This window comes from Sphingobacterium sp. N143 (genome assembly GCF_030325625.1).
Taxonomy (GTDB): Bacteria; Bacteroidota; Bacteroidia; order Sphingobacteriales; family Sphingobacteriaceae; genus Sphingobacterium.
Genome location: NZ_JACAIS010000008.1, coordinates 254,013 through 279,021, shown reverse-complemented (window position 1 = coordinate 279,021; position 25,009 = coordinate 254,013). Strand labels below are relative to the sequence as shown.

Annotated in this window: 24 protein-coding genes; 9 read left to right on the top strand and 15 right to left on the bottom strand. The window is 35.3% G+C overall.

Annotation, left to right across the window (positions count from 1 at the left end; genetic code table 11):
* Positions 1–357: 357 nt before the first annotated feature.
* The 3 genes from HX021_RS16580 to HX021_RS16570 form a co-directional block, all read right to left on the bottom strand.
* Positions 358–1,311, bottom strand: coding sequence for a hypothetical protein (locus HX021_RS16580; protein ID WP_286591607.1), 954 nt, complete (start codon positions 1,309–1,311; stop codon positions 358–360).
* 272 nt (positions 1,312–1,583) lie between these two features.
* On the bottom strand, positions 1,584–2,486 hold the full coding sequence (locus HX021_RS16575) for a hypothetical protein (RefSeq protein ID WP_286591606.1): 903 nt from the start codon (positions 2,484–2,486) through the stop codon (positions 1,584–1,586).
* A gap of 138 nt (positions 2,487–2,624) precedes the next feature.
* The gene (locus HX021_RS16570; RefSeq protein WP_286591605.1) at positions 2,625–3,938 is read right to left on the bottom strand and encodes a hypothetical protein; all 1,314 of its coding nucleotides are present in this window, start codon (positions 3,936–3,938) and stop codon (positions 2,625–2,627) included.
* A 540-nt stretch (positions 3,939–4,478) separates the two neighbouring features.
* Here HX021_RS16570 and HX021_RS16565 point away from each other — a divergent pair.
* Positions 4,479–4,826: a winged helix-turn-helix transcriptional regulator gene (locus tag HX021_RS16565; RefSeq protein WP_286591603.1), complete on the top strand. Its 348-nt coding sequence runs from the start codon at positions 4,479–4,481 to the stop codon at positions 4,824–4,826.
* 216 nt (positions 4,827–5,042) lie between these two features.
* Here the strand turns inward: HX021_RS16565 and ilvD are convergent, their stop codons facing one another.
* From ilvD to HX021_RS16550, 3 genes are all read right to left on the bottom strand, one after another.
* On the bottom strand, positions 5,043–6,731 hold the full coding sequence (gene ilvD / locus HX021_RS16560; protein WP_286591602.1) for a dihydroxy-acid dehydratase: 1,689 nt from the start codon (positions 6,729–6,731) through the stop codon (positions 5,043–5,045).
* Positions 6,732–6,741: 10 nt separating this feature from the next.
* The gene (locus tag HX021_RS16555; RefSeq protein WP_223585054.1) at positions 6,742–7,311 is read right to left on the bottom strand and encodes a Crp/Fnr family transcriptional regulator; all 570 of its coding nucleotides are present in this window, start codon (positions 7,309–7,311) and stop codon (positions 6,742–6,744) included.
* A gap of 332 nt (positions 7,312–7,643) precedes the next feature.
* Positions 7,644–7,826 carry a hypothetical protein gene (locus HX021_RS16550; protein WP_286591600.1) on the bottom strand — a complete coding sequence of 61 codons (183 nt, stop codon included), beginning with the start codon at positions 7,824–7,826 and terminating at the stop codon, positions 7,644–7,646.
* Here HX021_RS16550 and HX021_RS16545 point away from each other — a divergent pair.
* Positions 7,812–8,072, top strand: a complete 261-nt coding sequence (locus HX021_RS16545; protein ID WP_286591598.1) for a hypothetical protein — start codon at positions 7,812–7,814, stop codon at positions 8,070–8,072. The genes HX021_RS16550 and HX021_RS16545 overlap by 15 nt on opposite strands.
* Positions 8,073–8,202: 130 nt before the next feature.
* On the opposite strand, the gene HX021_RS16540 is transcribed toward HX021_RS16545, so the two are convergent.
* Positions 8,203–9,444 (bottom strand): leucine-rich repeat domain-containing protein, encoded by a 1,242-nt coding sequence (locus HX021_RS16540; RefSeq protein WP_286591597.1) that lies wholly within the window; start codon positions 9,442–9,444, stop codon positions 8,203–8,205.
* Between the two features lie 465 nt (positions 9,445–9,909).
* On the bottom strand, positions 9,910–10,098 hold the full coding sequence (locus HX021_RS16535; RefSeq protein ID WP_286591596.1) for a hypothetical protein: 189 nt from the start codon (positions 10,096–10,098) through the stop codon (positions 9,910–9,912).
* Positions 10,099–10,141: 43 nt separating this feature from the next.
* On the opposite strand from HX021_RS16535, the gene tnpA reads away from it, so the two are divergent.
* On the top strand, positions 10,142–10,315 hold the full coding sequence (tnpA, locus tag HX021_RS16530) for an IS66 family insertion sequence element accessory protein TnpA (RefSeq protein WP_502959010.1): 174 nt from the start codon (positions 10,142–10,144) through the stop codon (positions 10,313–10,315).
* Here tnpA and HX021_RS16525 read toward each other — a convergent pair.
* Positions 10,263–11,051, bottom strand: a complete 789-nt coding sequence (locus HX021_RS16525; protein WP_286591595.1) for a DUF2711 family protein — start codon at positions 11,049–11,051, stop codon at positions 10,263–10,265. The genes tnpA and HX021_RS16525 overlap by 53 nt on opposite strands.
* Before the next feature lie 214 nt (positions 11,052–11,265).
* On the bottom strand, positions 11,266–11,439 hold the full coding sequence (locus HX021_RS16520) for a hypothetical protein (RefSeq protein WP_286591594.1): 174 nt from the start codon (positions 11,437–11,439) through the stop codon (positions 11,266–11,268).
* Between the two features lie 463 nt (positions 11,440–11,902).
* Between HX021_RS16520 and HX021_RS16515 the strand changes: the two genes are divergently transcribed.
* From HX021_RS16515 to HX021_RS16505, 3 genes are all read left to right on the top strand, one after another.
* The gene (locus HX021_RS16515) at positions 11,903–12,385 is read left to right on the top strand and encodes a hypothetical protein (protein ID WP_286591593.1); all 483 of its coding nucleotides are present in this window, start codon (positions 11,903–11,905) and stop codon (positions 12,383–12,385) included.
* On the top strand, positions 12,354–13,535 hold the full coding sequence (locus HX021_RS16510) for a cysteine desulfurase family protein (protein ID WP_286591592.1): 1,182 nt from the start codon (positions 12,354–12,356) through the stop codon (positions 13,533–13,535). Before HX021_RS16515 ends, HX021_RS16510 begins: the two co-directional genes overlap by 32 nt.
* A 565-nt stretch (positions 13,536–14,100) precedes the next feature.
* Positions 14,101–15,204, top strand: a complete 1,104-nt coding sequence (locus HX021_RS16505; protein ID WP_286591591.1) for a DUF3800 domain-containing protein — start codon at positions 14,101–14,103, stop codon at positions 15,202–15,204.
* Positions 15,205–15,334: 130 nt separating this feature from the next.
* Here the strand turns inward: HX021_RS16505 and HX021_RS16500 are convergent, their stop codons facing one another.
* Positions 15,335–15,607 carry a SinR family protein gene (locus tag HX021_RS16500; RefSeq protein WP_205397818.1) on the bottom strand — a complete coding sequence of 91 codons (273 nt, stop codon included), beginning with the start codon at positions 15,605–15,607 and terminating at the stop codon, positions 15,335–15,337.
* A gap of 204 nt (positions 15,608–15,811) precedes the next feature.
* On the opposite strand from HX021_RS16500, the gene HX021_RS16495 reads away from it, so the two are divergent.
* Together HX021_RS16495 and HX021_RS16490 are read left to right on the top strand one after the other, a co-directional pair.
* Positions 15,812–18,517 carry a S8 family serine peptidase gene (locus tag HX021_RS16495; protein ID WP_286591590.1) on the top strand — a complete coding sequence of 902 codons (2,706 nt, stop codon included), beginning with the start codon at positions 15,812–15,814 and terminating at the stop codon, positions 18,515–18,517.
* A gap of 225 nt (positions 18,518–18,742) precedes the next feature.
* Positions 18,743–19,927 carry an IS256 family transposase gene (locus HX021_RS16490; protein ID WP_286591589.1) on the top strand — a complete coding sequence of 395 codons (1,185 nt, stop codon included), beginning with the start codon at positions 18,743–18,745 and terminating at the stop codon, positions 19,925–19,927.
* A 9-nt stretch (positions 19,928–19,936) separates the two neighbouring features.
* Here HX021_RS16490 and HX021_RS16485 read toward each other — a convergent pair whose 3' ends face one another.
* From HX021_RS16485 to HX021_RS16470, 4 genes are all read right to left on the bottom strand, one after another.
* A complete protein-coding gene (locus HX021_RS16485) occupies positions 19,937–20,980 on the bottom strand; it encodes an AAA family ATPase (RefSeq protein WP_286591588.1) in 1,044 nt (347 codons plus the stop codon).
* 173 nt (positions 20,981–21,153) lie between these two features.
* Positions 21,154–22,986 carry a hypothetical protein gene (locus HX021_RS16480; RefSeq protein ID WP_286591587.1) on the bottom strand — a complete coding sequence of 611 codons (1,833 nt, stop codon included), beginning with the start codon at positions 22,984–22,986 and terminating at the stop codon, positions 21,154–21,156.
* Positions 22,987–22,988: 2 nt separating this feature from the next.
* Positions 22,989–23,195 (bottom strand): YodC family protein, encoded by a 207-nt coding sequence (locus HX021_RS16475; RefSeq protein ID WP_286591586.1) that lies wholly within the window; start codon positions 23,193–23,195, stop codon positions 22,989–22,991.
* 214 nt (positions 23,196–23,409) lie between these two features.
* A complete protein-coding gene (locus HX021_RS16470) occupies positions 23,410–23,640 on the bottom strand; it encodes a helix-turn-helix transcriptional regulator (RefSeq protein WP_286591585.1) in 231 nt (76 codons plus the stop codon).
* Between the two features lie 977 nt (positions 23,641–24,617).
* Between HX021_RS16470 and HX021_RS16465 the strand changes: the two genes are divergently transcribed.
* Complete coding sequence (locus HX021_RS16465; RefSeq protein ID WP_286591584.1) at positions 24,618–24,989, top strand: hypothetical protein; 372 nt, start codon at positions 24,618–24,620, stop codon at positions 24,987–24,989.
* Positions 24,990–25,009 lie beyond the last annotated feature (20 nt).

Sequence of the window (25,009 nt, the reverse complement as noted above, 5' to 3'; positions counted from 1 at the left end):
GAGGAGTTTGCTAGAAAAATCAATAAACAAAATATTGCAGCTTAACTATGTGTCCATTTTATTGTTGCAATTCCAAACTTCTTATTGCTATTTTCGTAAATGAAATATTTTGTTTGACCAATACCCTTCACACAAATACCAGTGTAAAGAAGTAGAAGAACTATCCTAAGTCCACTTGTCTTAAATATTTGATTTTTCATATCTTGATCTTTTATCTTGTTCGCAAGTATATGATGATCTAAAGGATGCTATAATTGCAGCGTTGGCGGAAAGGTTTGATTAATAATTAAGGTCAGGAGCATTTGCGCCAGACCTTAGTTTTCAACGTATGGGGACAATAGGTAATAATAACCTCTTTTAATAGTTTTCAGCCATCATAACCCTTTCTTCCTTAATATTATTCATAAAGTCAGCATATTTTATCGGTAGTTTCTTTCTATTGAAATAAAAATAGAAATCAAAAGATCCGCCGACTATACCTTTGCCTGGTAGGTAGACAAACCGGTCAATGCCTCGGTCTACCTCATAGAATCGATAATCTTTTTGCCAGTCTGAGTATGTCCAGAACTGGTATGCCGTGCTCTCACCTATTTTGAATATTTTGGAAAGATATTCCCGACGGTCACGTGATCGTTGAAAAGTAACTAATTTATCACTTTCACCCATTGTATACAAAGGAAAGATATCATTAGGATAAACACTTTTATAAATCTTTTCAAAATTAAGAATGCTTATCGGAGTTTGTTTAATGTTAATTGTACAATATACATTGGCAAATGGTTCAGGTCTACTACTTATAACATAAAACTGGAGTAGGCAGTTTTTAGAAACTAAATATTTATTTCCCTTCTTGACAATTACCTGATAGTCATTAAGATATTTTGTTTCATTTCTAAGAATCTGATCAGGAAGATCTTGGGTATTCGCAGAAAATAAATGTCGTAGATAACGCAGGTCGATCATTTTGTCTTTTATGCTATCCAAATTGATTTCCTTCCAATCCTCATTTCCATCCAAATCAGGTAACACAGAAAATAAAATAAGCGGAGGTTCCTTGAATTTGACATACTGATAATCTTGGTTATTAACTCTTCTGTAACCGTTCAACATTAAATTGTACAACGTAATTTTTCTGTCAACTCCATATAGGGATTTTGTTGAAAGATCAAATTTAGTGAAAACGTATGCTTCTGAAGTTTCATCGAGCAAGAAGTATCGTAGCTTCTCATTCGCTATCCCCGAAAATCCAATTAACATAAGCAAGACGGAGAAACCAATTTTAAGGATTACATTTTGTGCCAACTTTTCCATTTTTATGATTTTTGTTTGCGTCTATTTCATTTTGGGTCATATTTATTATACTATTCCAAGTATCAGTCTTTTAGCCAAATTTTACCTGCCAAAGAATATTTTACGCTACCGGGTCGTAGAGGAAGATGGCTGTTTGCATATGGGCAACTGGATGATGATCTAAAGGATGCTATAATTGAAGCGTTGGCGAAAAGGTTTGATTAATAATTAAGGTCAGGAGCATTTGCGCCAGACCTTCAACGTATGGGGAGAATAGGTAATAATAACCTTTTTTAATAAGTGTCAGCCATCATAACCCTTTCTTCCTTAATATTATTCAAGAAATCTGTGTATTTTATCGGTAGTTTCTTTCTATTGAAATAAAAATAGAAGTCAAAAGACCCACCAATAATTCCTTTTCCGGGCAGGTAAACAAAGCGATCGATACCTCTTTCTAATTCATAATTATGGAGGTGTTCATGCCAATCTGTAAATGTCCAAAATTGGTAAGCTACCTCGTTGTTTTTTAACTTAATCACTTTAGATAAATACTCTTTTCGATCCCGAAGAAAATCAAAAGAATTATAATCGTATGGAGTATCGCCAATGGTATAAACAGGGAATTTACTTTGTGGGTATCTTTTCTTAAATAGCTGCTCCATTTCGATAATGCTAATAGGCTCCTGCTCAATATTGATGGTCCCAAAAATATTTTGAAAAACTGAAGGTCTATTGCGAATAGCAAAAAACTGAATCAAACAGTGTTTGGATGTGAAATATTTATTTCCTCTTTTTTTGATGACCTGATATTCATCAAAATATTTTGTCTTTGCACCATACTTCTGATCAAACTCCGAAAATGTGTTCAAATTAAATAACCTTTTAAGATTTGAATCAGTAATGATGTCGCTTTTCAGGCTATCAATATTAATCTCCATCCAGTTACTATTAGTTTCTAAATCTGGAAGAACAGAAAGCAGTACAAGGTTGCAATCGGTATGTGGATTCTCTACATTTTGCTTTTGTGATTTCAGCACTGGGAAAGTTAAACAGAAGAGTTCTACATGTTCGTTAACACCATATAACTCTGCTGTTGGTAACTTGTATTCATTGATCACATAGTCAGCTGGTTTATCTGGTATAATAAAATACTTTACTTTTGCAGATAAATTCACCGTAACAAATAATAGTGGCAAAAAAAGCCAAAATTTACTTTTATGATTTATAAATTGTCTCATTTTTTATTGCCTTATGATTTTAACTTTTTTACTCAACTTATATCTAAACCCATATAGTCCTGTCTAGCTTTTATGAATAATCGTCCATCCATCAAGTTATTTGGTGGTACATCTAGTTCCAGCATTACCTTCTCTATGATTGTAGTTCGCACTTTTTTCAACACTGCTCATATCACTGACTACACCTCCCTTAGCTAAAGCCATTGCGTCATATTCACTTAGTGTAGGGGCAAAAGTTCTAATTGCTGCTGCCAAGTCATTTAGTTGGGTTCCAAAGTCCTGATGTTTTTTTACAAATCTTGGTTGACCGTTAATACTGACTTCGGAAAATCCTGGATATAATATGCCAAATTGTGATGCTTTACCTTCTGCCTCAAGCCTTTTCTTCTCCAAGAATAAATAGCCGTGCAATGCTTCATGAAACATTGTTGCTGCAATATATTCTTGTGAAGCTTTTGAAAGCATATCGGCATTTAAACTAATAGTTTGTGTTGATCCAATTGCGTTGTTGTTGTTCCAAACGGCATCTACTTTGCTATCCAATTTAGTACTTACTCTAAAGGTAATATTATTTTCAATACTATTTTTGAATACTGTATTCAGCCAATTGGATATCCTATTCTCTAAATTAGGTAATTTTTTAAGAACTTCCTGTGCACATGGATATCCCTGCAAAGAATCAATGATTTCTTTGTCTTCTTCACTTGGCTTTTCAGTAGGAATAATAGGAGGAGTACTACCTCCACCGCCACCATGATTACCACTACCAGTTCCGCCTCCGCCATAATGGCCTGTGTCTCCACCACCACCACTACCGCCATTACAGTTGCCGATAGTTTCATAACTAGTCGTACATGATGTATAAGGATAGTCGCCAGAACAAACTTCGTACGGTACAGTTTGACAAGGAATATCAGGGTTATTCATTGCTTTTTTACCATATGCAGTCATTCTAAGGTTAACCTTATAGGCGCGGGGGCTAAAAAGCTTATCTTCGATATATCCTTCATAACTCAATGCTCCCGTTTGCCAATCTTCATAGATAAACAAACCTGAACCTTTACTGTTTTGGATGTCATTAGGTAACACGGTCAATTTGGTGAAATTCCATACATCTCCCTGTTTATTCGCCTTTAGCCAAATTTTACCTGCCAAAGAATATTTTACGCTGTCTGGTGTAAAGGAGTATATTCTCTTATCCGTATTTAAGGGAATATAATAAGAGCCTTCAAATTCAATGCGATCTTGCCATCTAGGCAGATAACTAATATCCCTTTTGATAGAACTCTGTTTCACTTCATCAAATGCAAGGGTAACCTCGTCATCAGATGTTCCTTCATACGTTTCGGTGTGCTTACAGGAAAAAAATAGAATTAGCAACGTGAACAATTTTAAAAATCTATACATCATTTTTAGAGGTTAAATTAATTGTTATGGCTATTTGTGAAATAAATACATTTTTTTTAACAAAGTACTTAATAGTGAATTTAGTATTTATTTCTTTAATGATAAAAAAAAATCAGCATACTACACAAAAGTGTATGCCTCCATAAGAAATTAAATCCTTCAATCATACTTGATGATTGAGTAATCCCTCCACTTCATAGAAACACCTAAATCTCTTTAATAATTGCTTGGCACCTATTAAAAATCTTCAAGCCTTTAGAGTTTGGCTAAATAGTCTACGTTGACCAAACAGATAGAGTCTTAAGTCTAAATTCTTTTACAATTATTGAAAAAAACTAGTAAAAGGCTAAATTTAGCTCAATAGACGTAAAAATGATGCTAAGATATGACAGATAGTTTTTGGAAAGAATTTCAACAGGAAATGCCCGAATATCGAGGCTTAGAGACACCTCCGTCTTATTACTTTTGTGATTCTGTTCAACAAAACTATTGGATATCCAATATATATTTACTATTCATTACCTTTAGGAAAGTAACTATCTTATGAGCAATAAAAAACGTGATATTGATAAAGAAACTATATTGGCATTAAAAGATGGCATTGAATTGCTCAGTGGTAAATGGAAATTTTGTATCCTGCACAATTTGCAGAAACACGGCACCATGAGGTTTAAAGATCTGCAAGAAATGGCTCAGGGAATATCCCCAAAAGTTCTATCCAACGAACTTCAGGAATTAGAAGATAATTTACTGATCAGCAGAACGGTTAATGACACCAAACCTGTGACCGTTTCTTATGCGCTTACCGCCTATGCTAAAGAAACGGAGGAAGTTGCTAATGCTTTAATTAAATTTGGTCTAAAGCATAGAGGTAAAATTAAAGCAAAATGAGGTTTCTATTTTAATAGCTCATTTTTTGATTATAGATCTATCATGCTTCCATCCCATATTGTCTCCCATAGATATCGATTTACGTATAGAACGTGCTCGTTTCCATTTAAAGACAGTATGGTGAATACTGTTCTTTTTCTGTTACCTCCCTTATTTGCCTAAATACATTAGAATTAGCCTATGATGTCAATTTGCTAGGCTGAAACGGTTTTATTTTCAAAAATCACAATTTAATATGGCACCACTGCTAGCATTGCCAACAAGCTGCCGATATTGACTCAACCATTTAGAATTTAGTTTTTTTCTGATCGGAATAAAGCCTTTTTGTCGCAATTGTATCTCATCTTCGCTAATGTCAGCTGAAAGCATATGTTGGTCAATATCAATAACAATGTGGTCTCCGTTTTTTAGTAAACCAATCAATCCGCCTTCAGCAGCCTCAGGTGAGACATGTCCTATAGCTATTCCGCGGGTAGCTCCGCTGAATCGGCCATCTGTTACCAACGCTACAGAACTGCCCAATCCCATTCCCATGATCAGGCTTGTAGGTGTCAACATTTCCTGCATCCCCGGGCCACCTTTGGGGCCTTCATAACGGATCACCACAACATCGCCAGCTTTGATCTCACCGGCAAGGATGCCTACTATGGCATCTTCTTGGCTATCATAGCAAACTGCAGTCCCGCTAAATTTCTTTTCGCCCGTGATTCCTGCGGATTTTACCACTGCTCCCTGCTCTGCAAGATTTCCAAATAGAATCGCCAATCCTCCAACAGGACTGTATGGATTGTTTATTGTATGTATGATTGTTGAATCTTTGATCGCTGCATTGGCAATCTTTTCGAATAGCATTTCGCCACCGACCGTCATATTATCCAGGAGGACATGGTTGCTGCGCCTGGTCATTTCGTTCATTACAGCGTTAACGCCTCCGGCGCGATGGACATCTTCCATGTGAACGGTGCTTAAACTGGGCGATATTTTTGCGATGTGCGATACTTGATCTGATATTGAGTTAATGTCCTTAAGCTGAAAATCTATACCTGCTTCATGAGCTATAGCAAGCATATGAAGGACAGTATTGGTACTACCGCCCATGGCCATATCCACTGCAAAAGCATTCTGGATGGCTTTTTCATTGATGATGTTTTTAAGTTTGAATTGTTTGGAAAGCTGATCGTCTTTGGCGATTTCACAGATCCTTCTGGCTGATTTACGATATAGATTTTCACGCTCAGGCGTCAATGCCAATATGGTTCCATTACCCGGTAGTGCTATACCCATAGCTTCCATCAGCGTGTTCATGGAATTTGCTGTAAACATACCCGAGCAACTACCACCACTGGGGCATGCATTACACTCGATATCTTTGAGCTCTTCGTCACTGATTATGCCTGCTTCGTGTTTGCCCACAGCCTCAAAAGCAGTCGACAGGTCAATGGCAGCACCATCTTTAGTATATCCTTTTCTCATCGGCCCTCCACTGACAAAGATTGTAGGCACATCTACACGTAGCGCACCCATAATCATCCCGGGTACAATCTTATCGCAGTTAGGGATAGCTATCATAGCATCCAATTTGTGTGCATTCATGACACTTTCAATTGAGTTGGCAATCAATTCTCGGCTGGGGAGCGAGTACAGCATACCATCGTGTCCCATAGCAATACCATCGTCAATACCGATCGTATTGAATTCAAAAGGAATACATCCGTTTGCCTTGATTTCTTCTTTAATGATCTCAGCAACCTTATTCAGAAAGAAATGTCCGGGTATAATTTCGATAAAGGAATTTGCCACTCCAATAAAAGGTTTATCAAAATCGTTATCATTTACGCCTGTGGCCCGAAATAGGGCTCTATGGGGAGTACGTTGGTATCCCTTCTTTACTTCGTCGCTTCTCATTTTTTATTAGTTAGATCGTAGATTTGAGCCTACTTAATGTTTCAGGTGATATCGCCAGATAAGCTGCAAGGTTAGCATTAGACAAACGCTGTACGAGCTCAGGATTATTTTTCAGTAGATCGCGATAGCGTTCTTTAGCGGTTTGGGTTAATAAGCTGCTGAGTTTATTATTTACAACAGTTAGTCCATATTCGAGGATGTAGATATAAAAATTGTCCCAGCCAGGCATGTTTTCTCTCAAAAAGGAAAAATCAGTGTTGCTGATGCTGAGCACCTCCGTATCTTCTACGGCTTGGATAAATTCTGTAGCTGGCTGTCTTGAAATAAAACTGACGATAGAGGTTAGGAATGTATGTTCAAAAGCCATGAACCGGGTTGCCGTTGATAGTTCGTCATTGCGAAAATATAGGCGCAAACAGCCCTTGCCGACAAAGAAAAGATAGTCTGCAATGGAACCTTCGTTGAGCAGATGGTCATTTTTCTTTATCGATTGGGGTTTAAAATAAGTTAGGGCCTCCGTTAATTGCTGTTCGGTTAACGACGCTTTTTCACGTAACAATTGTAATAGTTGCTCTCTCATCGCTTATTATTTATAGGTCAAAGATGCACTTTATATTAGGATATAGTCGTTGACATTGGTCAAAAACGTCAACGATTTATTAAAGTTTTAATCTCCTTTTGGATAATGGAACTTTGGTAAGTTTAATGATCTTTGTAATGCTCTTTTATTACCCCTTGAAAAGGGTATAACTTTTCCTCGTCAAATATGTTGCCCATAAAATATTGGTCAAGTATGTATAGCCTTATTTATATCCAATATATCTAATTTCGTAGAGATTTTAAAATTAGAGAAGAGCCAGGGTCATTTTGAAGGAAAGTCATGATTTGTAATTGCTATTAATAAGTTGCTATTTAAATCTGATAAATCTCATTACCTTCTGTCGCATATGTTCTGTTGTAATTCAATTCTTCATTAGCTTCAACAGCAAACGTTTCGGTAAGGAACTCCAGTTCTTCAATTAAAAATGCGACCAAGATAGATCGGATCTTGTCTATGTTATACTCACCATAGAAATTGAAATGAACATTGCTCATCCATTTATGGAAGGCAACGGGCGAAGTACGCGTATTTGGCTAGATCTCATGTTCAAAAAGGAATTAAAAAAATGTGTAGACTGGAGCAAAATATCGAAAGCCGATTATCACCAAGCCATGATAAAAAGCGTAGCGAATAGTCAACCATTGAAAATATTTATAAAGAACGCGCTGACTGATGATATTCACAGTCGAGAGATGTTTATGAAGGGAATAGACTATTCCTATTACTACGAAGAGAATTAATTTAAAAAAATGAGCGCTGAAGAAATCGCACAGAAACTTTGAAACCTCTGTGATAGACTGATACATAGCTCATATCGGATTGAACTAAAAGGTGAAAGTCTAAGAAAAAAGAAGTAATATTGTCAGGTCATCAGTTGGACTGAGATACTAACTCCCTAGAGGGAGCAGTATGTCCAGCGGAGGGGTCAATATCACCATTATATCCAGATGCCTCTTGCTCAATCAATTTTTCATTTCTTGTCTGATAGTTAATTTCACAATTTGGTAGCCATTTTTTTAAGTTGTCCTTGTCCGTCTGTGTTAAGTAATCGTCATCTATTCGTATTGACTTCAAATTTTTCAACTGGGATATTTTTGGTGAAATATATTTTATGGGGTTGTTCCAAATTTCAAGTTTTTCTAAATTTTTAAGATCAGAAATATTATCAGGGATGCGTTCTATTTCGTTGTCAAATAGTAAAAGTTCTTTTAAATTTCCTAGAAATATTGTTTCTGCTGAAATGTTTTTGATCTTGTTGGTGTATAAATAGAGTATTTCAAGCTTCCTTAGTCTACCGTCGATAAATGAAAGATCCGAAAGCTGGTTGTCATTTAATGATAGCCAAGTTAGCTTTGGTATCGACTTAATTTGTTCTGGGAAAAGTGTCAGTTCATTCCCTGACAAGTCAAAATGTTCCAAACTTCCCAATTGAGAAAGATCGCATTCGACCTGTTTAATACTTGTCTTTGCAAATGAAATACTTTTAAGGTGTTTTAATTGCGTGATTTTGCATGGAAATTTATTGATCGGATTATCTGCCATAATCAAGTCTTCAAGGGATTTAATCCGGAAAATTTGCTCTGGAACTTCTTTGAACTTATTATCTGTCAATATCACCTTATAAAGGTTAAATTTTTCAAGACCGTTAGGAAGCGAAGTCAAACTATTCGAGTGAAGCCATAGATACGGGCCGCTGCTATCTGTTTGTATCACAGTATTTACACTTTTGTAAGCACTTGTCCTTTTCCTTGATGCTATTTCATTGCACAAAGAAGTCATTACATCCTTAACCTTCGATCCTTCGCTGCCTGTTTGAAAGAGCCAAGTTTCTATTCTACTATCACAAACAATACAGTCCATTCCAAAGTTGGGATCCCAATTGATACGGGTGTTATCGAATTCAGGATTGTCGGCATAAGCATACCGAATAGTATTTGGAATATCCTCCATTTTTGTCGAAGTGATCAGGACTCCATCATCAGGCATAACAATTGTTTTTTTCCAAAACTTTGTTTTGGGCAGTTCTGGATAACCTGCTATTCCAAAAATAATCCCTGCCTGACCTTTAAAGTTTTTCGGAAAAATGATATAATTGTGTTCCTGCCATTTCATATAGGTCACAAAGACAGCAGATATATACAGGATTGTAAAAATGGATTGCAATGCCCAAAAGGATTTCCTATCCTTCGAAAATCTTTTAATCCCATAATCAATGAGGTATAACATCAATCCGACTCCAATAAAGATCAATACTAAAAAAATGAGGTAACCATATGTGAAAACTACAATCAACAATCCGAGTAGGATTGTCAATAAACCTAGTATTTTCAAAGGTGAACTTATGAGTCGCTTCATTATTGTCTTCTTTTGTTATTTTGACAGGCCATTGATCATCTCGTTCGCTATATCAATGCCAAGAAATGCGGTAGATTTGAGAACTGCTAAAGCTGAAAATTTATGAGATTGATCAAAGTATAAGGCGTGTTCGCTTCGTATGTAAGGTTCTAGATAGTTGATTAGTAAAAGACATATTAATTCAAAACATTGAGAATAATTTTATGTTTATGAGCGATAGAACTACTCTTTAATACTGTTTGATTTGTTTCTTTTGTCTATGCTAAGCTTCTGTGCCAATACTCCTGTCACACATACTGCAGTAGATATTAAAAAATTTTTTGAACTGATTTCTCCTATAGAAAATAGCACTATTGAAGTAATTTCTATGACAGCAAATGCTGCGATAATAATATAAGAAAATTTATTCATAACGTTAGTTGTTATTTAAAAAAGCAAATTCAGCGAGCCGCAGATCATTAAGATCTTATCACTTCAGGAGTCAGGGCAGTCGGTATCTGACATCTGTCGCGAGCATGGAATCAGTCAGGGGACATTTTATTTGTGGAAAAATAAGTACTCCGGAATGGGGCATCTCAGCTTAAACAAATGCCCCCCCAAAAATGTTCTGTTTTGTCATTACAGCTGAAACCCTCAAACAAATTGCTAGCGATAAGCTGGTCCATTTTCTTGTGATCTGTTGCAATGAGAAAGAAGAAGCTATCCCATTCTATGGTAAACAGTATTTCTTTGTCAACAGAATAAAGGTAAAAATCATTAAATGTGATGTGATCACAAAATTCATATTCAGTTGTTTTATCGAGGTCCACCGTTGAGGTATTTTCATAAAACTCGTCCGTTATCATGATCTGGTTCTTTCCTAATAGTTTCAAAGCTTTATAGATGGCCATCTTTGAGAGCATACCGAAGACACCTTCTGTCGGGTGGTAGATACTTTCGCTATCCGTATAATTGTTAAGCTTATCCATGAGATCCGGTCTTGTAAATTTCCGGTTTAGCACATTTATTGAAGTTAGTAGGGCTGTATTGAGTTCCGCATAACCTGCAAGACCAGAACCTTTCACAATATTGTCCCACAATATTGCCTTACCCTCCCGAAAAATATCTTCATCGGTAGGGTATCGGTCATCGTCGTAACTATAGATTTCTCTATTCGCTTCGGGAAGGTTTTTTAATAAATCTATCAGTACATCTTCGGGCGATAGTAACTTGGCTTTTTTTAGATTAGCTTTATCGGCTTCCTTTCTGTCAAACTGAAAGAAGGGGAGCAATGCAATGAAAACACTGTCATAATGGTCCTTGAAATGCTCTTTTATTACCCCTTGGTAAGGGTATAAATTTTCCTCGTCAAATATGTTGCTCATAAAATATTGGTCAAGTATGTATAGTCTTTTTTCAAATCCAATATATCTAATTTCGTAGAGATTTTAAAATTAGAGAAGAGCCAGGGTTATTGATCGTCACTAATGTGCTTCCCAATAACGGTGCAAAAGCTGGATCTAATTATATGATTATTCTCTAATCTAGGGCATTTTGAAGAAAAGTCATGATTTGTAATTGCTATTAATAAGTTGCTATTTAAATCTGATAAATCTCATTACCTTTTGTCGCATATGTTCTGTTGTAATTCAATTCTTCATTAGCTTCAATAGCAAACGTTTCGGTAAGGAACTCCAGTTCTTCAATTAAAAATGCGACCAAGATAGATCGGATCTTGTCTATGTTATACTCATTCGGTTTAATCGAAGCCAATAATACCTTGTCTTTTATTGCTACAAAAGAATCTTCGTTATTTGATCGAGAATCCGCAATACCGAACTTTACCCAATTTTATTTATGTAACAATCTGGATAATTATACTTTAATTTTATTGCTTTTCGATAGATAATATTTGTCTTTAAAGGGAAGTCATTTATACTATACGGCGAATGTTATTTCGCCAGATTAACCAGTGCCTTAATTTATGAATATTATACAGAAGCTTAAAACTTATTCACACGAGAAATTTGAAACACTAATTTTTATCAGTACCCTTTTGGCTCTTCTTATTAACGCTGCGGGTTTTAATTTCTTTAATCAATATACAGCTCTGTTGTATGGACTGTTTTCGGGATTAATGTTGGTCCTTTTTTTTAAAAATTGGCTCATTAATAATTTCATCACCCTATGGCCAATGGGATTTTTTACTTTTTGTATAGTTTTTGAATTTGCATATATGCTATTTGATCAGGTTCATCTGAAACATGATTGGTACTTTTTACCGTGGGCGGTTCTGTTAGGTGGAGTTGCTGTTGCAGCCATTAGCATCTTAATCGTATTAAAAAAGATCACTCTTCCAAAGACACTTTCGAAAGCGTTGTATATAAGCGCTATTTTTCTCTTTTCAACATTCTATTCCTACGGGCTGCTATCTGTTATAAACATTTTTAATGCGCGGCACGTCGTTACATGGGAGAGTGCTAAGGTGGGTTTACCATCCTGGGTAATGACTTTTGGAGGAAATTACAATGATGCCGTATTTGAGAATAAAGAATGGGGAAATCGGGTGATGAATCTATTTTTTATAAAATGGGAAGGTGATTTTCCGCATCCGCCAACGACTGTCGAAATAAAAGTTTTTAAAGGCAACCTGGGAAAAGATTATATGCTCAAAACGTATGATAAAGATGAAAAAAATGACGCAAGGCAAATCGACTAACATGGACAAAATTATATATCTTGACAACAACTCATCCACTCCAATGGATCCTAGGGTATTAGCTGAAATGATGCCCTATTTGACAGACAAGTATGGCAATGCAGCAAGTCCTCACAAGCTAGGTAAATATTTAGATACTGTGATAGAGACGAGTAGGAAAAAGATTGCTGATCTCATCGATACCAATACAGAAGAGATTTTCTTCACAGCCGGTGCTACTGAAGCTATCAATATGGGATTACGTGGATTAGTGAGGCCAGGGAAACACCATATTATAACTGTTCAGACAGAGCATCCCGCAGTATTGGAAACCTGTATGTATCTTGAGGCCAAAGGTAATGCGGTTACTTACCTCTCTGTAGATAGTGATGGATTGATAGATTTTGAGGAACTAGAGCTTGCCTTTACGCCTTATACAGCTTTAGTATGTGTGATGCACGTCAACCATGACACTGGCGTGATTCAGGACATAGAGCGAATTGCGGAAATAGCGCATGCCCATGGCGCCTTTTTTATGACCGATGGAAGCCTGTCTGTCGGAAAACTCCCTATTCACGCGCGGTCATTTATAGATATTCTCACTTTCTCTGCCCATAAATTTTATGGGCCAAAGGGTATCGGCGGCATTTATTTTGGTTCAGAAGTACCTCTGAAACCACTTATCTTTTCTGGGGGACATGAAGGGGAGGCAAGAAGCGGTACACTTAATGTGTCTGGTATAGTTGGTATGGGCAAAGCCGCTGAACTCGCAGCTTCACAGATGTATGAAGACGAAGAACGCATCGGGAAACTGCGTGATATATTAGAACAACAATTATTGGCAATCGGAGGGACGAAATTAATAGGTTCTAAAAAATATAGGATCTATACTACAAGTACTATTCGTTTTGATGGTATTGACAGCGAATATATTGTTCAAAAGCTCGATGATATATGTGTTTCCAACTGCTCAGTGCTCAGGTATTTTGAAGCAGCACCTTCTCCTGTACTTCAAGCTATGGGATTGAGTAAAGATGAGGCATGTAATGCGCTACGATTTAGTTTAGGGCGTTTCAATACAGCAGAAGAAATCGGACAAACTGTGGAAGCTGTAGGCGAGGTCATAAAGCAATTGCACAACAAAAATCGCTACGGCGAAATTAGGATTTAAACAAAATTATCTCAACTAATCTCGCGATCTTTACAGTAGATGAATACCCAAAGCCGGTTAACATCTAGCCCAAGCGGACATCTAGCCAACATGGCCTCCCTCGACGGTTAACGAGGGAGGCCTTTTTGTTTATTTTATTGTCTTCTTAAAACAGTTGAATAAATCAGCTACGGTTTCCCGTAACCAATCCCACTTTCAAACCAATACCTTAGCCTTACAGTTTGTAATAATCTTGAAAGTTAATATCTGTAAACATATTAATTCAGAATAAATAATGTATATTAGGCTTGGGTATTAACCTTGCCCGATTGAAAAGTATAATGCCATGATAGTAACCACGACGAATCCCGTCGAAGGGAGGGAGATTTCACGATATGATGATCCAAGAGCTGCCAATGTTGCCATCGGTGGCAATATCTTCGATATAGAAGCAAGCTATGTAGGTATCTTTCTTGGTAAGTTAAAATTATTAAAATCTAATGGCTCTATAGTTCGGTATATTTTCACTACCATCTATCGACTAACTAATTAACTCTATTCAAAAATAATTTAAAACGATATCGAAATGGAAACAAATAACACAGAAAAGCTTGAAAATCTAGAACTTGATAAAGACCTAAAGAGAAAAGAGGACATTCTTAAATTGAATGAAAATATAAGATCAAATAATTTTGATAGATTAAAAGATAGGGTTGCTTTCATTTTGAGTTATTTCCCGCAATCGCGAAATTCCGATGCGGAATTAGCTTGGAACTATTGGAAATATTTTGAGCATGAGATTTTGGGTGATGGGGAGCTTACAAAAGATAAATTATTCAAGTTAACAAAGCAAACATCGCTTTCAAGAGCTAGAGCTAAGATTCAAAATGAGTATAGACTATTTCAAGCTGATCCAGAGGTAAAAAAATTTAGACGAAAACTAAGGGAAGAGTTTGAAACAGATAACGTTAATGATAAGCCTTTAGACGATAACTTTTTTGTTTATGTAGATGAGTCTGGTAAAACGAACGATTACCTAATTATAGGGTCAATTTGGTTGTTTTCCTTCGGTCCCTCTTTGAGACAGAAACAAAAAGAATTGTTTGATTGGAAAAAGCTAAATGATATCAGATTCGAATTTCACTTTAAAGATTTGAAGACAAACAATCTAGATAGATATAAGCAATTCGTCGAGAAGTTCATCGGTTTAAATCCTGAGATTAGTTTTAAAGCTATTGTATTAAAACGGAAGGGTGTTTCAGATAATGACAGAGCCTTAGAAGATCTGACAACTCATTTGCTTTATGAGGGAGTGCTGCAAGAACATAACTCAAATAGAGCTAAATTGCCTCGAAATTTAACTCTTACAATAGATAGAGAGGAGGATGGACGAGATAAGCTCAAACTAGCTAATATAAAGGAAAGAATAAGGAGTCAAAAAATTAATGGGTTACATTTATTAAATTTTGTCGCTGAAGATTCTTTTGGAAATGAATATATTCAAATGGCTGACCTTCTAACTGCTTCCTTAAACAGGATAGTAAATTTCCCTCAAAATACTGGTGCTAAGGACGAATTTGCACGTTATCTGTTGAGCTTACTTAAAGTCGATGTTGAATCTTTTAAAGATGATAATTATAATGACGTTCTTAATGAAGCTGACACAGCTAAAATTTTTAATTTAAATTAGATTTATCCATTTTTTAAGTACCCACGATAAATAATTTTTTGATCGTGGGTATTTTTATTTACTTTTTTCGAAGATTTAGCTGTTACAATCTATACTTGTAGATCATGTATAAATAGACATTTGGTATATGCTAGAGGTTGTTTTTTAGCCAGTTTGAACATTCATTTGAAAAGCCAGTCCAAGCACCCTCGCCGCTTAACCCTACAACGAGTAGCTCGTCGTTGGAGTCAATGAAAGTCATTAGATGGTTCCTAATTAGAGTGGCTGTAGATGTTGATTTAATTATAAATGTGCTATCTAAACAATGCCACCAAGTGCCAAGTTTTTTTATTTCGTCAATTAGAGTTTCGTAATCTTGGCCGGTTCTGTTTAAATCATAGCCAATTAAATAGGTTTTTTTCATATTTTTTATATCTTAAGAAAGCAAATCTAATACAGCTAAAATTATATTATCTACGGTTTCCCGTAATGTAAAATATATCAAATTTCTCAATTTTTAGATTCTAGAAATAAACAATTGTAGGGATTAGAATCAAAGAAATCGTTATTTAATCTATTGGTTATATTTCTTTTTACTATATTAGTATTAACCATAAATTGCCATTTTATGAACAGAAGACTACCACATTTATATTTAAGAAACCCATTTGGGGTTGTTAATAAATTTAAGAAGGATCGAGGTATTGAAAAGACAGATCTTATCGACCAAAATCCGGAAGCCTATCGTAATCATAAGCAAAAGTTGAATGGCTCATTTAACCAATTATTGCTAGATCGAGAGAAACGTCTTCGAAATAAGACTCTTATAAATGTCAATATAGATATCGTTGAGATTAGATTTTTAATTCCATTTAGTAATGGTGTCAATTTTAAAACCCGAACAAAATTTCTAAATGAGTTTGGTTTAACAGCTGTTATGTTGGAAGATTTTAATAGGACAGTACTATTTGCGGTAGAAAATCAAGCCAAATTCAACGAATTTCACAGAACTTTACTTAAATACATTAATAGTAGTAATCAGACCTCTCCTAAAAATACGGATTACGCTATTATGACTACTATTTACGATATAAAATATCATACTGCTGACGATATCAGAAACCATTGTAGTGATGATCTGATTCTAGAATTGATTAATAATACCGTACCGATATTTCAGCAATATGATCATCAAAAAGGAGCTCTTAAAGAGAGGTTGGAAGATTTAAAACGATTAGGTAGCTTACAGGACTTCAAGTTTGACCCATATGAAAAGATGGTTCAACTAGAGGGGATCGAATCTTCACAATTAAATTTATTAGTAAACAACTTCGATATCCTTGCTCAAGGGCATTCTTTAAGAAGTGTAGCTGTAAGACCTAATCAATATAATCAAGAGGAGTTGACTTGGAATTTACGTATTGCTCCGAAGAATAGATCGACAACGATTGGGGTAATCGATAATGGAATACGTAGAATTCAACCTATAGAAGCGGTTATGTTAGATGAAAAACTTGACATTACAAATACTCAGGATGGACATCAGGCAATTCATACACATGGCACAGTAGTGGCCAGTTTAGCAGCCGTTGGAGAGTCTTTTTTCTCTGGTGATAGGAATATTGAAGCTGATGCAAAGATATTCTCTATAAAGATTTTAGAAGACCTAAATGGCTACATAGATGTAGTTAGTGTTGTTGAAGCAATCAGACAAGCAAACCTTGTATATGGAGTGCATATTTTTAATTTATCTGTTTGTGCTCAAAGTAAACGTTATAATGAAGCCCCTTCACACTTTGCTTATTTATTGGATAAATTAAGTTATGAATTAAATATACTAATATTTATCGCTGCTGGAAATATGCCTTATGACGACTTACAGGGGATGCAAGCAATACCTAGTCAAAGACATCAATACCCATTTCATTTTTATAATCCCCCAGAAAACGAAATGGAACTTCATAATTGTGTATATACTAATATCTGTATTCCCGCCGAGAGCATAAATAATATCACAGTAGGAGCACAGGCCGAAAATTTTAGGTCTGAAACACGTACAGATTTAAGCCTAGATAAGAATTTAGCGGCTTATTATTCAAGGAAAAATCACTATGACTTTAAACAGAAAATTAATGGTGGTGAATTAAGTATAAATCATAGTAATAAAAACTTGTTTAAACCGGATATATTAATGCCAGGAGGAGATCTGCTAACTCCAGAATCTTCGATGCAAGTGATTGGTTTTGGAGAGCTAGGGTCCGATTTTTATGCATTTGATGCAGGTACAAGTTTAGCATCTCCTTTAGCAGCAAATTTAGCTGCTAAATTGCTAAATACGTATCCTGAAATTTCTATACAATCTGTCAAAGCACTATTGATAAATTCGGCGGAAAACTATCCGTCAAACTATTTGGATGAGTTAATAAAAGTAAGAAAAGATGAATTAGCTATAGAAAAATATGGAATAGTATATAATAAACTAACTAGCAAAAGCAAAACAAATATTACTAATAGTGTGATATCAGCAGATGATCTTCACCGAAATCTATCCGGCTATGGAAAACCAAATGTTGAACAATTATTGTATTCAAAGGAAAATACAGTCTCTATACTTATTGAAGATTCTATACAACAAGATCATCATAAAGTGATCTTAGTAAAAATTCCAGATTACTTATTAGAGGGTAAAGGTAATGGTGCTTTGGATATTAAGGCAACTTTATGCTTTAAAACAAATCCGGCTTGGGGTAATCATGTTGACTATAATCCACTCCATATTTCCTTTAATTTTGCAAATTCTTTGATTAAGAATTCAATTGACGAGTTAGCAAATGTCCTTGCTGACCGTGATCACGATCTTTATGAGAGATATTGGACACCAAAGTTACATAATTTGAAAGAGAGGATGCAGAGTGGTAGCCTAACCGAAGGAGAAATAAAGCAATTCAATCTTTTAAAGGGAGTTCAAAGAAATAAAATACTCGGAGTCAAATCAAAAATACAAAGCTGGTCGGAAGATTTCTTTCCTCTAGTAAATAAACCTCTATCAAATCGGCAACAGCATTCTATTAAAATAAATAAAAATGAGTTACGAAAAATAGGTAATCAATTAGCTATCGTAATGAGATGTGCCATTAAAGAAAATCTAGATACGGAATTAAGCGAATGGGCTCGTACTACCAGAGATCATCAGTTTTCATTAGCTCTATATTTAGAAGATAAATCTAATAATCCCAACGGAAATTTGTATGAAGAGTTAAACGTTGTCAATATATTGGAAGCTATCCCTAACGTGATAGGAGATCTCGATCAAGAAGCAGATTTGGACGCATAATTCTCTGAGATTATTGATGTAAAAAACAAAATGCCTTAGCTCATTTAATAGCTAGAGACTGTAACGTAAACTGTGTCAGCGGAATAATTCAATAAGATTATTTATATTCAATTATTCAAACGACACGGTCATGAAAGAAAAAGACCCATTCGATTTTTCGTTAGTGTTTCTTTTTAAAGGCACTCAAGAGGGCTTCGCCGTTTTGAACGCTTCAAGGCAGAAGCCATGCAAGGTCTTTACGAAGGTAAAAGTTTGTCTCCCAATGATGGCGTCCTAGCGCCGTTAATGAAGCATCTGTTGGAATCAATGATGGATGGCGAACTGGAAAACCATCTGAACGAAGAGAAAGCGTCGGGCAATAGCAACCGGCGAAATGGCAAGACCAAAAAGACTGTCCGAGGCCTTAACACTGGGACATTTGAGCTGGAAACAGGCCGTGACAGATCCGGTACGTTTGAGCCGAAAGTAGTACCTAAAAGACAATTAATCATTACTGAACAGCTTGAGGGACACGTATTGAGCATGTATGCCAAAGGAATGAGCACACGGGCGATATGTGAGTTTATCCGCGAAATGTATGCAATGGAGATCTCTGCCACAGAAATATCGCGTATTACCGAAAGTGTACTTCCAGCGGTAAATGAGTGGCGTAGCAGGCCTCTTGAAGCTGTTTATCCCTTTGTATTCCTGGACTGCATGCACATTAAAGTTCGCCAGAATGGAACTGTTGAATCAAGAGCTATTTATAACATACTGGGAGTTGGTATGGATGGTAGAAAAGATTTGATCGGTCTTTATAGCTCAGAAAATGAGGGAGCTAAGTTCTGGCTTTCAGTTCTTACGGATCTAAAGCAACGTGGTGTTGAAGACATCCTTATAGCTTGTATTGATGGTCTAAAAGGGTTTCCTGAGGCCATAGAAGCTATTTTTCCAAAAACAAAGATCCAGTTGTGTATTGTTCACCAGATCAGAACAAGTATGCGCTATGTAACTGAGAAAGATAAAAAGCTTGTTATGGAGGATTTAAAGCCAGTCTATAAAGCCGTGAACGAAGAGATAGGTTATGAGAACCTCTTGTCTTTCGAAGAAAAATGGGGCAAGAAATATCCTCTTGCTGCCAAATCCTGGATGGATAATTGGACCAATCTTTCTACTTTCTTTGAATATGAGGATCAGGTTCGCAAGATTATTTACACCACAAATCCGATTGAGGGAATGCACCGTCAGATACGAAAAATCATTAAGTCTAAGGGGGCCTTCAGCTCCGAAAAGGCACTAATGAAATTGATGTATCTGATCATAAAAGATATCGCAAAAAAATGGACGATGCCAATGCATAACTGGGGCTTGACCATATCCCAACTTTATATTAGATTTGGGGATAGGCTCAAACTCGAAAGAAGTTTTTAAGTTTTAATCCTATGACACAGTTGGTGTTACATTCCCAATAGCTAAGGCATTTTTTTCTTGCTCTAATAGATCTTTCCAGATCTGAGTATCTATTTTTGGCTTGATACTTTTTACAGACTTAATAGCAAACAGGCTTCGTTTTATTGCGTTGATCAATGTCTTCTGAATACTATAATAGGATAGGCCTTTAGCGCTTTCTATTAGTGCAGTTTTCGAAACCTTTTTATCGAAAATAAACTGGTCTTTCTTGAGTACCAAATTGATCATCTTTTCGATTTGCTCTTCTTCTGGCAATTCCAATGAAATAGAAAGATCAAATCGACGAAGTAACGCTTCGTCCAACATATCTTTCTGATTTGTAGCAGCGATCACCATACTACTTTGAGGTAGGTAATCAAATAACTGCAATATCGTATTAACTACCCGTTTCATTTCGCCGTGATCCTGGCTGTAGTCACGTACTTTACCAAGAGAATCAAATTCATCGATAAAGATGATACAATCTTCCTGAGCAGCTTTACGAAATATCTTCACGAGATTTTTACTTGTTTCACCCAATTTTGATGAAACGATAGCTCCAAGGTTGACAACGATCATCAATTTGTTGAGCTCTCCAGCGATGACGTAAGAAGCTAAAGTTTTACCACATCCCGATGGCCCATAAAGTAAAAGCTTATTGGAAATAGGTAGATTGTATTTCGATAATAACTCACTTTGACGATGTTCCTCTAAAAAATTATTCAATTTATCAGCAGCACCTTCGGTCAGTACCAAGTTGTTAAGCGTATAATCTGAAGTGAGTTTTTCAAGAATCAGCTCATCAGTCTCTCTGTCCTGTATCGTTTGATAATGAGTAGGGGAGCCAACCTTCATTAAATGATTGTTCTGCTTACGCAACGAATCCTTTAATAGTGATTGGAGCTGCAAAGCAAAATTCACCTTTTTGATGTTTTTATTATGCTCAATAAATTCGTTCAACGTAGACAACAGTTTGTCCTGGTCGTTTTCCAACCCAAAACGTGCAATGTCTTTTATATAATTTTGTTGACTCATCGTATTAAACTTTTAATGGATTATCCATTTGGATATATGCAAATATAACAAATATTAAATATTGATATATTGTTACAGTGTTATATTGTTGACCTCTCCCCGAATTTAAGAGTATTCTAAAGTAGAAAATCCTGCTGTTTTAGTTTGAGCTATATTCCCCATCCCGTAGATTTTTACTGCCAATCTATTTTAATTACTCTATTTATGATTTTTTCACTATCGAAGCATTTTTTATTAGGGTTTTTTTCAAAATACGAAAAGACATAATCATATTCTGACTCCAACTCTCGAAATAGGCTCTCGATTTGTTGCTTAGGTTTTAGAAGTTCTGCGCCGATAATCGAATAATATAAAAATTTACCAACATACCATTCTAAGTGCAACCATAGATTTGTGTATTCATTAATATAATCCCCTGAATGAACAATTTGATTTCTGTGGAGATAAATTCTTTGAAGCTGATAGGAAATAGAATGCCTTGATGCTTCAATTCGTTGTTTTAATTCTGAAAGATTTCCTTCGATTAGAGGCTTCATTGTTAACAAATATTCTTGCGCTAGCAAGCCGGAAATTTCGTCAAAATCTTTGAACTTATTCAAATGGTCTTTTTTTAACCATTCAATCCACTTAATGATGTTTTCCCCAAAGGCGCTTATAGGAAGTTCATTAATGCCCATAGAGGCGAAGCAACCTCCGTTTATTTTGTTAACCACAAGAATTCTTTTTATTAAGTATTGTATATCTCTACTTATAGCACCGAAAGAGAAAGTTTTAGAGAAGATTTCTTTAATATTTTCTATATCCGATTTATATATCCGATAAGGTAAAACACATTCAATAGATGTCCATAATAGCGATAATGAATTCTCAATAGATTTTGATCCCAAGGCGAGATTATAGTAGTAAATTGCTTTTTTTAAAGTATTGTCTTGAACAAATGTTAATGAGGATTTATAATCTGCTTCAATTGATGGATTTTCTCTTAGAGAAGAAAATAAGGTACTCTTTCTAGAAACTACACTTATTGGATCAGAATCAATTATAGCATTCTTGAACTTTTTATGAATGGAATTTGATTTCTTCCAGTAACTATTCTTAAAGAAATTAGTGAAAATAGATAGAGACAGTCTATCTTTAGACAAGACTAGGTTCTTAATTAGATCGTCATATTGTTGTCTAATAAATGAAACAGGATCTTTTTCAATGCATTTATAGTGAATAACCTCATCTCTAGGTGAGAATTTTGTGGGATTAATGAAATCATCTTTAAACTCGTTAGCTTTTCTGATATCTCCTATTCCTGATTGGTATATTATTTTTTTTAGCTCATCATTGTCCCTTTCGTTTTTACCTAGCAATATTACCACTTCATATTGATGTTCATCTTTGTTGAAGAAGGTTAGGAATTTTTGTAAATCAATATGCTCACTTGATTCTATCCATCGTCTAAGTACTTCGTTTATAGAGCTTAAGCTGTATCCTCGATCTAAGAGATAGGGGATGGTCAAGTCTATCAAGTCTGATAAAGGTTTTATATATCTTTCTACCTTAATTTTTTCACTAAAATCAATTTTAGTGAATTCAGTTATCAGGTGAGAAAAATAACTCTTATCTAATTGAATTTGATGCTTTTTCAACTCATGAATGAACTTTTCAATTTTATCAAGACTATCATTTTTAAAAAGATCTTCTTCATCTAAATTTAAAATATACATTCTTAAATCTGAGAAATACCTACAAATTATCAGATCATTTGCAATATTTTGTTTGATATGTAAAGATTTTGACTCTTTTATTATAAAAACTAAAGTCCTAAGTGTTTGTATTCTTTGCTTGCTAAGTTCTGCCAGTTTTATCAGTTCTTTTAATTGAATGAAGCCATTTATAGTACGATGCTTTTTTGAAATTGTTCCATTATAGTCACTTCTTTGAATTATTTTTTCAATAAAAAACTTCTCTAATTTGGTAGCATTCTCATTCCACCTATTATTTCTAGGAACCCACATAACTAAATTGCCACGATTTCTAAAGTCTCATGATTAAATTTTTGTACTTGTAATACTTCATTAGAATCGAACCACTTACAGACTACTGTGTCATCACTCTCTGATGTGAAATCCCATCCCATAACTATTTCATATCCCTCTATGGTCATTTTGGGCCCCCCAGACTTAAGTCTTACAACATCGCCTTTTGAAAATTTTTTACTTATCATGTTTTAAACTTTTTATACAATCTAATAGATAAAAATACTGAATTTTATGAATTAAATTGTTAGCTATATCCTCATAATCTTAAATTAAATTCGAAAATTAAAAATTTAATATCTGGAATTTGAACATTAGAATAAATAATCAATAAAATCTTTAATTAATGGTTTGATTGCAAGTAATTATTCATCAAAAGAGATAGATTTAATTTTTTCTCTATTAGTTGATGTCTTCACTTTTTGCCCATTCACTTTTATAAAGCAAATCTCTTATATCCACGTCTAGAAATTTAGCGATATCATTTAGAGTATTTAGAGTTGGCTGTTGTTTATTATTTACCCACCTGGAGACTGTTTCCTTTTTTACCTTTAGATGTTCTACAAGATCGTTGTTTTTAACTCCTTTTTCCTCTAAAACTTCGGATATACGATTGATTTTATATATAGACATAAATTATTTCATTTTTATTGTTGATTCTTAAAGTCAACTTTTGTATATTTGTGTATGATTTAGTATTGCTATATCATACAGTTTGAGCAGTAATTGGACATTGTCTGATTAAATAACGAGTCTCTGACTTCTCAATTGGCACCTGGGATGGGACGGTAAGGTTATGCTCATTTCCTACAGATATTATTATATTTGTAAATAATAATAGCGTAGGGGTGGGCCTTACTGTGCAATCATTTTCAGGTGCCGCCTAAGAGTTTTCTTAGGTCTGACCTAGGGCTTTGCCTTAGTGAGAAGAATGATTAAACGTAAGGTTTCACCCTTCGTTATTATAGAGCTCGTTCATTCATATAAACCAAAAACGATTATGAGAACGAACAGTACAACCACTCTCCATTACCCGCATTCGATCAGAGATCGCTTGCCTAGGTATTCCCGCAAATCACTTTTAAAGAACATCTTCCGCGCACCTGAATAAGTAGCGCTTAATCAAAAACAGGCTATAAAGGAGCAATAAAAAGGGGAGAAGTTGACTTTCCTTATAACGAAAAGGCCGCTGAACCCAGTTCAGTTCAATTTCCCTCTTGATATGCCTGTCACCGACCTACACATTTATATGATTGCATAAAAAGGTAATATTGGCCAATGTTACAGCTTGATTTAAAATTCGCACCTTAAAATTAAGCAAATTTTCATGGAGTCCAAACTTTTTACCCGTAGTTTTTATTGCAATCCAATATTGCTGTAGGTCGGTCTTTACTTCTTTCCGGTAGGGAGCGCCATAATTAACCCTATTTATGCTTTGAAACTATATCAAGGCGCTTTTCGGACTTTTAATATTATTTGTCCATTTAGCATAGGTCGCATTTGACTTGTGCAATGACGAGCCATTTTAACGCGAAAAATCGCGAAAGGGGATGCTATGGCCTTATTTCAGCCAGCACCTCAGGGCTTGTCATACTCGATGAAACTAAATTATGAACCAACAATCAAACAATCTGCTACCTCTAGAGCTAGCATGTTATGAAATATATGACAATGGATACGATCCATTAAATACCATTTGGGAGTTCTGGTCCCAACATATGATCCACGACTGTCAGGAAAACCTATGCATACTCTTTGAAAACTATAGAAAGTGTGTAGTACAGAAAGACGCTGATGTGAAACAGATGCATGCATTTTTGATGCAGCTGAACCGTGTGCTGATGGCTTATTTCTTGGTACACTTTCGCAAGATCAAGATTGATAATGTTCCATTCACATTTGCAGAGTCAACAGAAGCCATAATGGCCGATCAGGAAACCAAGCAAAGGATCCACAATTTCTTTAACCGTATTACAGAATAATACCTAATCTATAAGCAGAT

Excerpts from the sequence above, each read along its gene's own strand:
- HX021_RS16510 (WP_286591592.1), top strand. The coding sequence starts at position 12,354 with ATGAAAAAAATGACGCAAGGCAAATCGACTAACATGGACAAAATTATA.
- HX021_RS16480 (WP_286591587.1), bottom strand. The coding sequence starts at position 22,986 with ATGTGGGTTCCTAGAAATAATAGGTGGAATGAGAATGCTACCAAATTA.
- HX021_RS16495 (WP_286591590.1), top strand. The coding sequence starts at position 15,812 with ATGAACAGAAGACTACCACATTTATATTTAAGAAACCCATTTGGGGTT.
- HX021_RS16470 (WP_286591585.1), bottom strand. The coding sequence starts at position 23,640 with ATGTCTATATATAAAATCAATCGTATATCCGAAGTTTTAGAGGAAAAA.
- HX021_RS16565 (WP_286591603.1), top strand. The coding sequence starts at position 4,479 with ATGAGCAATAAAAAACGTGATATTGATAAAGAAACTATATTGGCATTA.
- ilvD (WP_286591602.1), bottom strand. The coding sequence starts at position 6,731 with ATGAGAAGCGACGAAGTAAAGAAGGGATACCAACGTACTCCCCATAGA.
- HX021_RS16545 (WP_286591598.1), top strand. The coding sequence starts at position 7,812 with ATGAACATTGCTCATCCATTTATGGAAGGCAACGGGCGAAGTACGCGT.
- HX021_RS16535 (WP_286591596.1), bottom strand. The coding sequence starts at position 10,098 with ATGAATAAATTTTCTTATATTATTATCGCAGCATTTGCTGTCATAGAA.
- HX021_RS16540 (WP_286591597.1), bottom strand. The coding sequence starts at position 9,444 with ATGAAATGGCAGGAACACAATTATATCATTTTTCCGAAAAACTTTAAA.
- HX021_RS16525 (WP_286591595.1), bottom strand. The coding sequence starts at position 11,051 with ATGAGCAACATATTTGACGAGGAAAATTTATACCCTTACCAAGGGGTA.
- HX021_RS16580 (WP_286591607.1), bottom strand. The coding sequence starts at position 1,311 with ATGGAAAAGTTGGCACAAAATGTAATCCTTAAAATTGGTTTCTCCGTC.
- HX021_RS16550 (WP_286591600.1), bottom strand. The coding sequence starts at position 7,826 with ATGAGCAATGTTCATTTCAATTTCTATGGTGAGTATAACATAGACAAG.
- HX021_RS16505 (WP_286591591.1), top strand. The coding sequence starts at position 14,101 with ATGGAAACAAATAACACAGAAAAGCTTGAAAATCTAGAACTTGATAAA.
- HX021_RS16570 (WP_286591605.1), bottom strand. The coding sequence starts at position 3,938 with ATGATGTATAGATTTTTAAAATTGTTCACGTTGCTAATTCTATTTTTT.
- HX021_RS16515 (WP_286591593.1), top strand. The coding sequence starts at position 11,903 with ATGCTATTTGATCAGGTTCATCTGAAACATGATTGGTACTTTTTACCG.
- HX021_RS16490 (WP_286591589.1), top strand. The coding sequence starts at position 18,743 with ATGCAAGGTCTTTACGAAGGTAAAAGTTTGTCTCCCAATGATGGCGTC.
- HX021_RS16500 (WP_205397818.1), bottom strand. The coding sequence starts at position 15,607 with ATGAAAAAAACCTATTTAATTGGCTATGATTTAAACAGAACCGGCCAA.
- HX021_RS16465 (WP_286591584.1), top strand. The coding sequence starts at position 24,618 with ATGAACCAACAATCAAACAATCTGCTACCTCTAGAGCTAGCATGTTAT.
- HX021_RS16485 (WP_286591588.1), bottom strand. The coding sequence starts at position 20,980 with ATGAGTCAACAAAATTATATAAAAGACATTGCACGTTTTGGGTTGGAA.
- HX021_RS16555 (WP_223585054.1), bottom strand. The coding sequence starts at position 7,311 with ATGAGAGAGCAACTATTACAATTGTTACGTGAAAAAGCGTCGTTAACC.
- HX021_RS16475 (WP_286591586.1), bottom strand. The coding sequence starts at position 23,195 with ATGATAAGTAAAAAATTTTCAAAAGGCGATGTTGTAAGACTTAAGTCT.